The 13,033-nt window shown below is 59.9% G+C and carries 13 protein-coding genes and 1 tRNA gene; 3 read left to right on the top strand and 11 right to left on the bottom strand.

The annotated features are described in order from the left end of the window. Window positions 1-16 precede the first annotated feature (16 nt). The gene (locus DKK66_RS10075; RefSeq protein WP_045846684.1) at window positions 17-799 is read right to left on the bottom strand and encodes a transporter substrate-binding domain-containing protein; all 783 of its coding nucleotides are present in this window, start codon (window positions 797-799) and stop codon (window positions 17-19) included. A gap of 101 nt (window positions 800-900) precedes the next feature. Next, window positions 901-1,677, bottom strand: a complete 777-nt coding sequence (locus tag DKK66_RS10070; protein ID WP_131357673.1) for a sulfite exporter TauE/SafE family protein — start codon at window positions 1,675-1,677, stop codon at window positions 901-903. Between the two features lie 205 nt (window positions 1,678-1,882). On the opposite strand from DKK66_RS10070, the gene DKK66_RS10065 reads away from it, so the two are divergent. Next, entirely contained in the window at window positions 1,883-3,541 is a 1,659-nt protein-coding gene (locus DKK66_RS10065) for a DUF945 family protein (RefSeq protein ID WP_165494149.1), read from the top strand. Between the two features lie 72 nt (window positions 3,542-3,613). On the opposite strand, the gene ychF is transcribed toward DKK66_RS10065, so the two are convergent. The 8 genes from ychF to DKK66_RS10025 form a co-directional block, all read right to left on the bottom strand. After that, window positions 3,614-4,705 (bottom strand): redox-regulated ATPase YchF, encoded by a 1,092-nt coding sequence (ychF, locus tag DKK66_RS10060; RefSeq protein ID WP_131357667.1) that lies wholly within the window; start codon window positions 4,703-4,705, stop codon window positions 3,614-3,616. Window positions 4,706-4,766: 61 nt separating this feature from the next. Beyond that, on the bottom strand, window positions 4,767-5,351 hold the full coding sequence (gene pth, locus DKK66_RS10055; protein ID WP_197077171.1) for an aminoacyl-tRNA hydrolase: 585 nt from the start codon (window positions 5,349-5,351) through the stop codon (window positions 4,767-4,769). Between the two features lie 74 nt (window positions 5,352-5,425). Continuing rightward, window positions 5,426-5,986: a 50S ribosomal protein L25/general stress protein Ctc gene (locus tag DKK66_RS10050; protein ID WP_045846689.1), complete on the bottom strand. Its 561-nt coding sequence runs from the start codon at window positions 5,984-5,986 to the stop codon at window positions 5,426-5,428. A 60-nt stretch (window positions 5,987-6,046) separates the two neighbouring features. Next, entirely contained in the window at window positions 6,047-7,030 is a 984-nt protein-coding gene (locus DKK66_RS10045; RefSeq protein ID WP_045846690.1) for a ribose-phosphate pyrophosphokinase, read from the bottom strand. Between the two features lie 89 nt (window positions 7,031-7,119). Then, window positions 7,120-7,194: transfer RNA gene (locus DKK66_RS10040), tRNA-Gln, on the bottom strand. Between the two features lie 8 nt (window positions 7,195-7,202). Beyond that, window positions 7,203-8,054, bottom strand: a complete 852-nt coding sequence (ispE, locus tag DKK66_RS10035; RefSeq protein ID WP_131357664.1) for a 4-(cytidine 5'-diphospho)-2-C-methyl-D-erythritol kinase — start codon at window positions 8,052-8,054, stop codon at window positions 7,203-7,205. A gap of 42 nt (window positions 8,055-8,096) precedes the next feature. After that, window positions 8,097-8,648, bottom strand: coding sequence for a lipoprotein insertase outer membrane protein LolB (gene lolB / locus DKK66_RS10030; protein ID WP_131357661.1), 552 nt, complete (start codon window positions 8,646-8,648; stop codon window positions 8,097-8,099). After that, window positions 8,645-10,399, bottom strand: coding sequence for a tetratricopeptide repeat protein (locus DKK66_RS10025; RefSeq protein WP_242673470.1), 1,755 nt, complete (start codon window positions 10,397-10,399; stop codon window positions 8,645-8,647). The genes lolB and DKK66_RS10025 overlap by 4 nt, the downstream gene beginning before the upstream one ends. A gap of 87 nt (window positions 10,400-10,486) precedes the next feature. Here DKK66_RS10025 and mutM point away from each other — a divergent pair, with 87 nt between their 5' ends. Both mutM and DKK66_RS10015 read left to right on the top strand, forming a co-directional pair. Then, the gene (gene mutM / locus DKK66_RS10020; protein ID WP_131357651.1) at window positions 10,487-11,302 is read left to right on the top strand and encodes a bifunctional DNA-formamidopyrimidine glycosylase/DNA-(apurinic or apyrimidinic site) lyase; all 816 of its coding nucleotides are present in this window, start codon (window positions 10,487-10,489) and stop codon (window positions 11,300-11,302) included. A gap of 42 nt (window positions 11,303-11,344) precedes the next feature. Further along, complete coding sequence (locus tag DKK66_RS10015; RefSeq protein WP_045846695.1) at window positions 11,345-12,175, top strand: 1-acyl-sn-glycerol-3-phosphate acyltransferase; 831 nt, start codon at window positions 11,345-11,347, stop codon at window positions 12,173-12,175. Here DKK66_RS10015 and DKK66_RS10010 read toward each other — a convergent pair. Further along, on the bottom strand, window positions 12,102-12,923 hold the full coding sequence (locus tag DKK66_RS10010) for a symmetrical bis(5'-nucleosyl)-tetraphosphatase (RefSeq protein WP_045846696.1): 822 nt from the start codon (window positions 12,921-12,923) through the stop codon (window positions 12,102-12,104). The two genes, DKK66_RS10015 and DKK66_RS10010, sit on opposite strands and share 74 nt — an antisense overlap. Between the last annotated feature and the right edge of the window lie 110 nt (window positions 12,924-13,033).

Here is a 13,033-nt window from a genome sequence, read left to right as displayed (position 1 = left end):
ACGGGGCCAGTCCTGCTTACTTGGCGGCAGTCGGTGCCTTGGACACGTCGATGCCGAACCATTTCACCGAAATCTTCTTGAAGCTGCCATCGGCCTTCATGTCATTCAGTGCCTTGTCCACCGCCTGCTTGAACTTGGGGTTGTTCTTGGCAAACGGAATGCCCATGGTGGTGACATCGCCTACCGGATGACCAGCCTTCAGCGGCAACTTGGCTTGCTTGATGGCAAACGGAATCAGCAGGCTGTCGTTGAGTGCCGCGTCAATCCGGCCAGAGGCCAGGTCTTGCAGGTTTTCCGGCGCAGACGGGTATACCTTCACCTCGATACCGTTCACTGCCTTGACCATGTCAGCGTAGTTGCTGCCCTGGCCCACGCCCACTTTCTTGCCTTTCAGGTCATCCAGCGACTTGAATACGCGCGTCTCGTTCTTGCGGACGATCAACTGGGCACTGGAGAAGGTGTAGGGCTGGGAAAAGTCGAAGGTTTCCTTGCGCTTGTCGGTAATGCCCACCTGGTTGACCACCACGTCAAACTTGCCTGCCTGCAGGCCAGCCAGCAGACCGCTCCACTCGCCGGTGGTGAATTCCGGCTTCACTTTCAGTCGCTTGGCCACTTCGGTGGCCACTTCCACATCAAAACCGGTCAGGTTCTGCTGGGCATCCTTGAAGGTGAAGGGCGGGTAAGTGCCTTCCACGGCAATTTTCAGGGTACCGCGCTGCTTGACGGTATCCAGCAGGTCAGCAGCCATGGCATGGCTGGCAAAAGCGGCAAACAGGGACGCACACAGGATTTTTTTCATTACAGATCATCCATCAGATTATGAAAACAGAAACCTTCCGCCAACCAGGTGGCAGGCCGTAACGGGCTGGCGGGGACAGAAGTCGCCAGCATACTCCAGCCTCAGCGGATAAACAGCCATATTGTCAGTGCGGTTCCCACCACCACCACAAAGGCGCGCAACTGGCGCTCCGGCAAACGGTGCATCAGCCAGCCGCCCACCACGCCACCGGCAATGCCGCCAGCCCCCAAGGCCAGCACCGCAGCCCAGTTGATTTGTGGCGACATGGCGAAAATGGCCACTGCCGATGCATTCATGGTCATGGCCAGTGCGTTCTTGGTGGCAGTGGCCATACGCACCTGCTGGCCGGCAATGGTGAGTGCCGCCAGCATCAGGAAACCGATACCGCCACCAAAATAACCACCATACACCGCAATTGCACCCTGAATCAGCAGCAACAGCGGGGTGGGCAAGTGCCGCGGCGGCGCCTCCGGGTCCACCACCGGCTTGCGACGGAAACTGCCCCAGGCAAACACGCTGGTGGCAAACAGCACCAGCCACGGAACCAGCCGGGTAAAGATGCTGACCGGGGTGGAGAGCAGCAGCAAGGCACCCAATACGCCGCCAATCAGGCTGACAACAAACAGATGACGAAACGGTACCGGCCCCACGCCACCCACCAGCTTGCGCCCGGCCAGCGCCGAGGTGATCTGGCTGGGAAACAGCGCAATGGTGCTGCTCATATTGGCCGCCAGCGGGTTGAGCCCGGCCAGCAGCAAGGCGGGAAAGGTAATGAAGGAGCCGCCTCCCGCCAGCGCATTCTGGATGCCGGCATACAGGCCGGCTGCGGCAATCAGTGCCAGCAGGGGTAGCGGTAAAGGCTGCGAAAAATGAAACATGAACGGCTCCAAGATGGATCGGCTGGGGATTGTCCGGCAACAAACGCTCCATTTTGCCCGGAATGCCAGGGCATGGACACCCGGATGTTCCCCGGCATGTGCTGCCGGCAATGCAAAAGCGGGCTGGTGCGGCCTTCCTTCCCCTGATAGTCTGGCAAACATGTCAGCGATAGGCGTATGTCATTCAGCGCCACAGGGAGATGCAATGAAGGCAATCAAGATAAGCGCAGCGCTAGTAGGCCTCGCGGTGGCGGGATGGTGTGCCATTGCCCCCGGCATTGTCGGCATGCGCTATGAAGAAAAAATGCGCAGTGACTTTGCCACGATGGCCGACAAGGCTGGTGGTTCCATGCTCAGCCTGCAACAGTTCGACCGTGGCTGGTTCACCTCCACTGCCAGGGTGCAACTGAAGCTGCCCATCGGCAGCCAGGTACAGGTGATTCAGCTGGACTACAAGATCAAGCAGTTGCCGCTGCCTTTCATCCGCTGGTCCCGCACCGACATCAGCTTCACGCCAGTGGATGAACAAGGCAAACCAGGCCTGCCCCTGCCGCTGACGCTGGAAAGCATCCGTAAGACCGATGGCAGCAATGAAAGCCATCTTGCCGGCCATGACGTCATCGTCAACACGGCGGCCGGTACCTTCACCTTCAGCATCGAAGGCAAGGCACACACCAAAGAAGGCGAGCCGGTAAGCTACGACTTCACACTGCCCACCTTCAGCTTCCTCGCCGCCAACAGTGGCAATAATGGCCTGGTCCTGCGCATGAATGATCTGAAGCTCAATGGCCAGGTGAGCGCTTTCAATCAGCCCGATGCCGCATGGGCCTCACAAATGAAGCAGCAACTGGGCGGTGCCAGCCTGCTGGCTGGTGCCACGCCGCTGGCCCAGGTGGGCCCAAGCCGCATGGAGATCAAACTGGATGACAAGGGTGGCAATTTCGACATCAGCTACCTGACTCATCTGGACAGCCTCAAGCTATCCCCTCCCGGCCTGCCCCCGCAGGAGCAGGACAATATCGACCTCGACTTCAGCTACAACAACCTCAACAAGCAGGCCTTGCTTGCCTGGCAAGCCGACACCATGGCACTGGCCAGCCGTGCCGACCTGCGCAACAATCCCGCCGCCATACATCAGGCATCCATGGCGCTGGTCTACAAGCACATGGGTGCCTTCCTGGCACAATCCCCGTCCTTCAATCTGCAACGCCTGTCGCTGCACATGCCCAAGGGCACTATCCAGGGCAGTTTCTCCATCGGCTTTGATGGCAGTGGCGTCAAGGCCGCCGACATCACCCTGCCCTGGCTTGCTGCACAAGGCCAGCAGCGCAGCACGCTGAAAGCCAGCCTGGCGGTCGAGCGCAGCCTGCTCGACGCCCTGGCCCCTTCCAGCCAGGCCAAGGCACAAGCCGAGATGATGCTGACCCAATGGCAAACGCAGGGACTGATCAAGAACGATGGCAAGGTCATCAGCAGCAGCCTGCTGATTGATCGCAACGGGGTAAAAGCCAATGGCCAGCCGCTGAACCTGCCGGGCCTCATGTCGGGGATGAACAACAGGCCCGCACCAGTTGCACCAGCGCCGGAAGCTGCGCCGGCCATGCCGACAGCGGCCGAGCAGCAGGCCAGCACAGCACCTGCACCAGCCAGCAAGGCAACAAGCCCGGCCGCAAGCATGCCTCCGGCCAGCACAGCACCAGCCCCTGCTGCTGCCCCTGCTGCCACGGCGGCACCGGCATCGTCACCGGAAGCCAAAGCAGGACAAGGCCACATGCGCCTGCCCGGCCCCCGGCTTGACCTGCGCTACTGCCTGCGCCAGCACGGCGACCTTGCCATCATCCGCTGCGCCAACCGGGGCCGTTAGACGCCAGCCAATCAAAAACGCCCCCGGACTTGGCATCCGGGGGCGTTTTTGATTGGGCGTGGGTGAGGCTGATCAGACGTTGAACAGGAAGTTCATCACGTCACCATCCTGCACCACGTATTCCTTGCCTTCGGAACGCATCTTGCCGGCTTCCTTGGCCTTGGCTTCGCCACCCAGGGTGATGAAGTCGTTGTAGGCAATGGTTTGCGCACGGATGAAGCCGCGTTCGAAGTCGGTGTGGATCACACCGGCAGCCTGCGGTGCGGTGTCGCCCACGTGGATGGTCCAGGCGCGTACTTCCTTCACACCGGCGGTGAAGTAGGTTTGCAGGCCCAGCAGCTTGTAGCCGGCACGGATCAGACGGTCCAGACCCGGCTCTTCCAGGCCCATTTCGGCCAGGAATTCAGCCTTGTCGGCATCGTCCAGGTCGGCAATTTCGCTTTCGATGGCCGCACACAAGGCAACCACCGGCGCGCCTTCACGCTCGCCCAGTGCCTGCAGCTTGTCCAGGTAGGGGTTGTTGCTGAAGCCGTCTTCCGACACATTGGCCACATACATGGCCGGCTTGATGGTGAGCAGGCACAGCGGCTTGAGGATGGCCTTTTCTTCGTCGGACAGCTCCAGCGAGCGCACCGGCTGGCCCTGGTCCAGATGCGGCACCAGCTTTTCCAGTACGGCGATCAGTGCGCGGGCGTCCTTGTCACCGGACTTGGCTTTCTTGCCTTCGCGCTGCATGGCTTTTTCTACCGAGGAGAGGTCGGCCAGCGCCAGTTCGGTGCCGATGGTTTCGATGTCGGCAATCGGGTCTACCTTGCCGGCCACGTGCACGATGTTGTCGTCGTCAAAGCAGCGCACCACATTGACGATGGCGTCGGTTTCGCGAATGTTGGCCAGGAACTGGTTACCCAGGCCTTCACCCTTGGAAGCACCGGCTACCAGACCGGCAATGTCGACAAACTCGACGATGGCCGGCTGGATTTTTTGCGGGTTGATGATCTTGGCCAGCTCGGCCAGACGCGGGTCCGGCACTTCCACGATGCCCACATTGGGCTCGATGGTGCAGAAAGGATAGTTGGCGGCCTCGATACCGGCCTTGGTCAGCGCATTGAACAGGGTGGACTTGCCAACATTGGGCAGGCCAACAATACCGCACTTCAGACTCATGTCAGCATTCCTTGATTAGGTTCACTAAGATGCAGGCCGGCATGTGGTCCGGCCCGTGAAATCACTTGGCTGCAGTATGCAGCTCTTTCATCGCCATCGCCATGTTGCCGGCAATGGCCAGCGGCAGGTAGGTCTGTGCCTTGAGCACGGCGTCGTCGATGGCGCTCTGTTCTTCGGCACGCGGCTTTTTCAGCACAAAATTCGCCACTTCGTTGCGGTCGCCCGGATGGCCGATGCCTAGACGCAAACGCCAGAAAGCGGGAGAACCCAGACGGGCCGCGATGTCTTTCAGGCCGTTATGACCGCCATGGCCACCGCCCTGCTTCAGGCGGGCCGTACCCGGCGGCAGGTCCAGCTCGTCATGCACCACCAGGATTTCATCAGGCAGAATCTTGTAGAAATGCGCCAGCGCCAGTACCGCCTGCCCGGACAGGTTCATGAAGGTCATCGGCTTGAGCAGCCAGATATCCTGACCTTCTATCGCAACACGGGCAATATCACCGTGAAACTTGCCTTCTGTCCGCCAGTTGCCCTTGTATTTCCAGCACAGCTCGTCCAGCAGCCAGAAACCGGCGTTATGACGGGTTCTTTCATATTCCGGCCCGGGGTTGCCCAGACCGACAATCATGCGAATGGAGGACATGATCGGATTTTCCAGTAAAAAGGCCCGCTGCAGGCCTAAGCCTCACAACGAGCCCTTGTTCAGACAAACACTAGTGCTTAGGCGTTGGCCAGAGCGATAGCGGCGTCTTCACCACGTACCAGAGCGGTGATTTCAACACCAGCCGGCAGTTTCAGGTCGGACAGGTGAACAGCTTCGCCAGCCTTGATGGCGGACAGGTCAACTTCGATGAACTTCGGCAGGTCGCCCGGCAGTGCGCGAACTTCCACTTCATTGATGATGTGGCTGATCTTGGCGCCTTGCAGCTTAACGGCTTCCGATTGGTCGGCGTTAACGAAGTGCAGTTGAATCTTTACGTGTACTTTCTGGCTCAGGTCAACACGTTGGAAATCAATGTGCAGAACTTGCTGTTTGTACGGGTGGTTCTGGAAGTCACGCAGGATGACAGCTTGCTTCTGGCCGTCGATAACCAGATCCAGGATCGCAGAGTGGAAAGCTTCTTCCTTCAGTGCGTAAAAAATGGTGTTGTGGTCCAGAACGATGGACTCAGCAGCGCCATTGCCGTATACCACGGCCGGCAGTTTGCCAGCGTGACGCAGGCGGCGGCTCGCACCAGTACCCATCTCTTCGCGCTTGGCGGCGATCAGTTCGTAAGACATGTAATACTCCAGTATTTCAAGTTAAAGGCACCAGCCCCGCCGCGACCAGCGGGCCTGATGTTACGGCAGGCAAGCGCCCGACGAAACCAGTTCCTCATTGAAGAGGTAGGACACCGATTCCTCGTTGTTGATGCGGCGCAGCGTCTCGGCCAGCAGGCCGGCGATGCTGGCAACCCGGATGTTCGGGCAGGCCAGGGCCTGTGCAGTCAACGGAATGGTGTCAGTGACAACGACCATGTCGATGTCGGAATTCTTGATGCGATCCACGGCCTGGCCGGAGAAAATCGCATGGGTGGCATAGGCCAGTACGCGCTGGGCACCGCGCTCTTTCAGCGCAGAAGCGGCCTTGCACAGGGTATTGGCGGTGTCGATCATGTCATCCACGATCAGACAGGTGCGACCGGATACATCACCGATGATGTTCATCACCTCGGCCACATTGGCCTTGGGACGACGCTTGTCGATGATTGCCAGATCGGTGTTCAGCGCCTTGGCCATGGCACGGGCACGTACCACACCGCCCACGTCCGGGCTGACCACGATCAGGTCGTCGATGCGCTGGGAACGGATGTCCTTGAGCAGTACCGGGGTGGCGTAAACGTTGTCTACCGGGATGTCGAAGAAGCCCTGGATCTGGTCAGCATGCAGGTCGACGGTCAGCACGCGGTCGATACCGGCACTGGTCAGCATGTTGGCCACCAGCTTGGCGGAAATCGGCACACGGGCGGAACGCGGACGACGATCCTGACGGGCGTAGCCAAAATACGGAATGGCTGCGGTGATCCGGCCGGCAGAAGCACGCTTGAGCGCGTCGGCCATGGTCAGGATTTCCATCAGGTTGTCATTGGTGGGAGCACAGGTGGACTGCAGGATGAACACGTCGCGTCCGCGGACATTCTCCAGCAGTTCGACAGCAACTTCGCCATCGCTGAACTTGCCGACATCGGCACGGCCCAGGGAGATATCCAGATGCTTGACTACGTTTTGAGCGAGTTCCGGGTTAGCGGTCCCGGTAAATACCATCAAACTGTCGTATGACGCCATGATTCCATTTGCCTTAGCAGGATAAAGAAAAAGCGTGTAAGGGATTCTTACACGCTTTTTTCATGCTCTCTCTTATTGAGAGAAAGTCTTGGCTGGGGAGGTAGGGATCGAACCTACGAATGCCGGAATCAAAATCCGGTGCCTTACCACTTGGCGACTCCCCAATAAACTTTTAAACAATGTCCAACAAGGGGTGGCTATTCAGCCCCTCTGCAACAAATCCCTTATATTTTCCGGACATTGCCTGATAAACTTTATCGGCTTCTTCCTTCGACTGGCACTCAAGGAACACACATGCTCCGGAACCAGTCATCAGCGGCGAACCATATTTTTTCAACTCGCTCAGTACTTCATTCACCGCCGGGTACAACCCTGAAACAACTTGCTGCAGCTCGTTTCGTCGTTGCTGCGTTGTTTCGAGGATTCGCATTATGCTGATGCTGCCTTCCTCTGTCAACACCCTTCCTGCAAATTTCTTAAATATTTCTGCAGTTGGTACATGTACCCCGGGATGAATTACAACATACCATGCCGGTTTGAGATTGATTTCATTCAGTTTTTCACCAATTCCGGTAGCCAGCGCATTCTTGCCGAAAATAAACACCGGAACGTCTGCTCCCAGCTGCAAACCCAGTTCCATCAATTTTTCACGCGACAGATTTGTCTGCCACAAATGATTCAGCGCCAGCAAAACAGTGGCGGCATCCGAACTTCCGCCCCCCAGTCCACCGCCCATCGGGATGCGTTTGGTCAGACGAATGCTGGCTCCCCGGGTAGCGCCACTGGCTTGTTGCAGCAAACGCGCAGCACGCACGGTAAGGTCCTGCTCGGGCTCAACACCGTCAATCGGGTTGAGCAGCACGATCTGCCCATCGTCGCGTACGGACAGTTCCACCGTGTCGCTGAAGTCGATGAAGCGGAATACCGTCTCCAGCAGGTGATAACCGTCAGCGCGCTTGCCCACAATATGAAGCAGCAGGTTGAGTTTGGCCGGAGCAGGATAGGAATGGAATGTTTGGTTCATACGAAAGCGGATTCGGTGAATACGTAAAATCGGGGCGCGGCTTCAATGCCAGTTTTGCGGCAACAGGCGGACGGTGAGGCGGTCGCGCTGCATGTCCACCCGCTTCGGGTAAAGGGAAGGTACGTCGGCATCGCTGACAAAGCGGATGGTCCAGCCCTGCTGCGCCAGGCTGCCATCGGCGGCGAACTGGTACGGGGCATCCGGGGCCGGCAGGCCGCGTATCCACCACACCAGGTTGCCCAGCGGCAGTGTCCAGCCCAGTACATCCTGGGTGAGTGATTCGACATCCGTGGCTTGCCAGGTTTTGCCATCAGCTTGCAGGCTGACACCAGCCGGGTTGCGCTGCAGCCTGGCCACGGTGGTACCCAGCGGGCTATTCACGGACAGTTGGTCTGCATCCGGCTGATGCGCCCAGTCAAACTGCCCGACCGAGCCCTTGCCATCCATATTGACCGAAATACGGCCACTGACATTGAAGGCCTGATCGCGCGCGGTGCTGCTCGCGCTGGCGGCAGGACGGAAAACGGTTTCAGTGGCGCAGCCGGTCAGCAACAGGCTGCCGGCGAGCCACATCAGGGCAAGGCGCTGCTTCATGGCTGATGAAAGCGCTTGAGCGCATCTTGCAGGGCTTCATTATCCGGGTCCTTGCCCAGCGCTTGCTGCCACAGGCTGACGGCCTCTTGCTTGCGGCCCAGCTTCCACATGACTTCACCCAGATGGGCCGCCACTTCGCTATCCGGCAGCGCAGCGTAGGAGCGTTGCAGGTACTTGAGCGCGGCTTCGGTGCGGCCCAGCTTGTACAGTACCCAGCCCATGCTGTCCTGGATCATCGGATTTTCCGGATCGGCCTTGAGCGCCCTCTCGATATAACCCAGCGCTTCCTGATGACGGTTGCTGCGGTTGGTGAGGGTGTAACCCAGGGCATTGAGTGCCTGGGTGTCGTCCGGCTTTTCCTTGAGCAAGGCTTTCAGGTCGCGCTCGGCATCGCCCAGATTGCCCAGCTGGTCGGAAACCAGGGCGCGGTCATACAGCAATTCCGGGGAACGCGGCCAGCTTTCCAGCGCCTGGCTGAGAATGCGATAGGACAGGTCATAGCGCTTGGCATGCCGTGCCAGATCGGCCTGCTGCATGGCTACTTGCACTTTTTCCTGCTCGCCCTGCCCCAGCGGTGCCAGTCTTTGCAGGGCTTGATCCAGCTTGCCGGCCTCGGCATCCAGTGCAGCCAGCCGCGCCTGGGCTGGCAGGTATTGCTGGCCACTGGCCACGGTTTCATACCATTGCCGCGCGGCTGCCTTGTCCTGCCGCTCTTCGGCAATCTGTCCCAGGCTGAAACGGATGAAGTCGGCCTCCGGATGCTTTTGCTGCAGGGCGGCGCTCAGGCGCTGGTCGGCAACGTCCAGGTCGCGCAGCTGATAGGCCAGCAGGCCGGTGGCATAGAGCAGGTCGGGATTGTCCGGGTTTTGCTTGAGCAAGGCCTCAAACGCGACGCGGGCCTCGGGGAAGCGCTTGGCCCCCACCAGCAGGCGCGGATAGGCCATGCGTAACTCCAGCCCGGCATCCGGGCGTCGTGCCAGTTCCTGCTGCAAGAAGTCGATGGCCTGCCCCAGCCGGATGTGGCGCAGGCGGTCGGTTTGCCAGGCCACCGGCAAGTCCCACTTGGGAGCGACTTTCGCCAGCCGGTCGAATTCCTGCTGAATGGTGGCGTCATCATTCACTTCGGCAGCGACGGCAATCACGGCAAAGCGTGCCTCGGGCAAATCGGGATACTGGCTGGCCAGCCGCTTCACCAGGGTATAAGCCGCTTGCTTGTCGTCCTGGCGGGCGGTGAGTCTGGCCAGCTGGACAAATACATCACGTGCACGCTGCGGTTCACGTTTGAGCAGGTCCTCCACCAGCGGCTGGCTTTCAGCCAGCTTGCCTGCGCGCAACATGGTAATGAACAGCTGCTCGCGCGGAATCTGCGATGTCGGGTCCAGCGTCATCCACAGTTCCAGCGCATTGGCCGCTTCTTTCAGCTGGCCGGTAAACAGGGCGAATTCCGCTGCACGCTGGGCCAGACGGGGGTCGCGCGTTTGCCTGGCCAGATCGAGGTAGGTCACCGCTGACGAGGCGGCAGCACCGCGCTGGGCAGCAATTTCACTGGCCAGCACACCGTAGACGATTTGCGGGGTCAGCTCTACCCGCGGCAAATTGGAATTGTCCTCGGCCACTGCGGTAGTGTCTTCATCCGCGCTTTGCTCGGCAGCAGTTGCAGCCGTTTTGACCTGGGTTGGCGTCTTCAGGCTGGTGCAGGCTGACAACAGCAGCACCAGCAGCAGGGAAAGGGGTCGATTCAGCGGTTTCATTCGCATGGAGTCTGTGCCGGTTGAGCGCGTAGAATAGCACGCTCGGTTATTTGATCTAGTCAATCTTGTCCTGAAAGCGAAAGCAGCATGCCCGAACTGCCGGAAGTCGAAACCACCCGCCGCGGCGTAGCGCCGTATCTGGATGGCGCCACCCTGCACGGTGCCATCGTGCGCGAGGCCCGCTTGCGCTGGCCGGTGCCACCACAGCTGGATAGTCTCCTTGCCGGTTTGACAGTACGCGCAGTCACGCGTCGTGCCAAGTACCTGCTCATACATTTCGACAGCGGCACCTTGCTGATCCACCTGGGCATGTCCGGCAGCTTGCGTTATATCCCGGCCGATACGCCGCCGCAAAAACATGATCACATCGACCTGAAGCTGGGCAGCCACGTGCTGCGCTACCGCGACCCACGCCGTTTTGGTGCCATGCTATGGCATGTCGGCCCGCCGGAACATCATCCGCTGCTGCAAAAGCTGGGCCCGGAACCCTTGTCCGACGCGTTTGACGGCGCGGTGCTGCATGCGGCCATCCGCAAGCGCAATAGCGCCATCAAGCTGGCCATCATGGACAACCACGTGGTGGTGGGCGTGGGCAATATCTACGCCAACGAATCCCTGTTCCACTCCGGCATTCATCCGGCACGCGAAGCCAGCGCGCTGAGCCTGGCCGATTGCCAGCGACTGGCAACACAAATCAAGCGGGTACTGGCACTGGCCATTGAGGCCGGCGGCAGCACACTGCGCGATTTTGTGAATACCGAAGGCAAGTCGGGTTACTTCCAGCAGGATTACTATGTCTACGACCGGCAAGAGCAGCCCTGTCGCGCTTGTGGCAGTCCGATTCATCAGATACGGCAGGGCCAACGGAGTTCCTACTATTGCCCGCTGTGTCAGCCATGCTAGAGTGGCAAATCATTCAAACCCGCACATGAAGCGCCGCGTATCTTGAAGTCAACTGCCTCTACGTCTTATTTCACCCGCGCCAGCCGTTTGCTGCGCCTGGTTTGCCACATTGCCCTGGGCATTTTCATTGTTGCCACCCGCTATCCGCGCCTGGCGCAGGCCGAGCGTGCGGTGGTGACCCGGCGCTGGTCTGGTCATTTGCTGAAGATTCTCGGCATCACGGTCAAGGTGGAGGGGGTGAACCCGGGCTTTTATCCGCCCAATACCCTGCTGGTGGCCAATCATGTGTCCTGGCTGGACATTTTCGTGCTCAGCAGCTGCACGGTCTCGCGCTTTGTCGCCAAGCGTGAAATCCGCTCCTGGCCGCTGATTGGCTGGGTGGTGAATGCGGGCGGTACGCTGTTCATCGACCGCAGCAACCGCCGCGATGCCAGCCGGGTGAATCAGCTCTTGGCCGACGCACTGGGCAAGGGCAGCTGCATGGCAGTGTTCCCCGAGGCCACCACTTCGGATGGCCGTGGCATCCTGCCGTTCAAGGCCTCACTGTTTGAAGCCGCCCTGCCTTCGCGCAGCACGGTGCAGCCGGTGTCCATGCGTTATCAACTGCCGGATGGCAGCCTGACCACTGCACCGGCTTATGCCGGTGACACCACCTTCTGGCAAAGCATCAAGTTGATTCTGGCGCAGCCGGCGATGGAGGTTGCCCTCACCTACGGTCAGCCGATGAAGGCGGGCGAAGGCGAGTTGACCACGCGCTTCGCCCTGTCGGAACGTGCGTTCCGCGAAGTCTGCCTCGGGCTCAGGCTGCCACTTCCCGATACGCCGGGCACGGCAGCGAAAACGTCTGCCTGTCCTCCAGCCGAAGTGCAGTAAGGCTGCCGCCCCACAGGCAGCCGCTGTCGATGGCGAGAACATCCTCGGTCAGGTGCAAGCCCAGCGCCGACCAGTGACCGCAGATGATGGGGGTATGGCTGCTGCGCCGCCCCTTGGCCTCGAACCAGGGAATCAGGTTGGCCGGTGCACCATCACGCTCGCCCTTGTAGGCAAGGTCGATTTCACCATCCCGGGTAATGAAGCGCATGCGGGTCATGGCGTTGACGATGACGCGCAGGCGCTCGGCCCCCTTGAGTTCATCCGACCAGCGAACCGGCTTGTTGCCATACAGCCGGGACAGGAATTCGCGGTAGTAAGGGCCGGACAGGCCATCTTCCACCTCTTCCGCCAGACGCAGTGCCCGGTCGATGCTCCACTCGGGCAACAGGCCGGCATGCACCATGGCATAGCCCTGCTCGGCAATCATCAAGGGCTGACAGCGCAGCCAGTCCAGCAATACCTTGCCATCCGCCGCATTGAGAATGTCTTCCACCGTATCGCTGCGGTGCAGCTTGCCAAAGCCTTCTGACACGGCCAGCAAGTGCAGGTCGTGGTTGCCCAATACAATCTGCACCCGGTCCTGCTGCTGGAATACCCAGCGCAGCACCTGCAAGGATTCCGGCCCACGATTGACCAGGTCGCCGGTCAACCACAACGTGTCCTTGCCGGGATTGAAGTCAATCTGCCGCAGCAGTTGCTGAAATGGGCCGAAACAGCCCTGAATGTCGCCAATTGCGTATGTTGCCATCTTCACCTCGGACAGTGCGACAGGCCAAGCCGGGGCCAGCCGCCGGGAGCCACATGATACCGCATGCTACAATGCAGCACCTTGGTTACCACCATGCAACGCTGCTGAGC

The sequence above is a fragment of the Aquitalea sp. USM4 genome (assembly GCF_004328945.1).
Lineage (GTDB): Bacteria > Pseudomonadota > Gammaproteobacteria > Burkholderiales > Chromobacteriaceae > Aquitalea > Aquitalea pelogenes.
Note: the sequence above shows the minus strand (reverse complement) of the source record. Positions and strands in the feature narration are given on the sequence as shown.

Coding starts and splice junctions, on each gene's coding strand:
- DKK66_RS10075 (WP_045846684.1), bottom strand. CDS start 799: ATGAAAAAAATCCTGTGTGCGTCCCTGTTTGCCGCTTTTGCCAGCCAT.
- DKK66_RS10070 (WP_131357673.1), bottom strand. CDS start 1,677: ATGTTTCATTTTTCGCAGCCTTTACCGCTACCCCTGCTGGCACTGATT.
- DKK66_RS10065 (WP_165494149.1), top strand. CDS start 1,883: ATGAAGGCAATCAAGATAAGCGCAGCGCTAGTAGGCCTCGCGGTGGCG.
- ychF (WP_131357667.1), bottom strand. CDS start 4,705: ATGAGTCTGAAGTGCGGTATTGTTGGCCTGCCCAATGTTGGCAAGTCC.
- DKK66_RS10050 (WP_045846689.1), bottom strand. CDS start 5,986: ATGTCTTACGAACTGATCGCCGCCAAGCGCGAAGAGATGGGTACTGGT.
- DKK66_RS10045 (WP_045846690.1), bottom strand. CDS start 7,030: ATGGCGTCATACGACAGTTTGATGGTATTTACCGGGACCGCTAACCCG.
- ispE (WP_131357664.1), bottom strand. CDS start 8,054: ATGAACCAAACATTCCATTCCTATCCTGCTCCGGCCAAACTCAACCTG.
- lolB (WP_131357661.1), bottom strand. CDS start 8,648: ATGAAGCAGCGCCTTGCCCTGATGTGGCTCGCCGGCAGCCTGTTGCTG.
- DKK66_RS10025 (WP_242673470.1), bottom strand. CDS start 10,399: ATGAAACCGCTGAATCGACCCCTTTCCCTGCTGCTGGTGCTGCTGTTG.
- mutM (WP_131357651.1), top strand. CDS start 10,487: ATGCCCGAACTGCCGGAAGTCGAAACCACCCGCCGCGGCGTAGCGCCG.
- DKK66_RS10010 (WP_045846696.1), bottom strand. CDS start 12,923: ATGGCAACATACGCAATTGGCGACATTCAGGGCTGTTTCGGCCCATTT.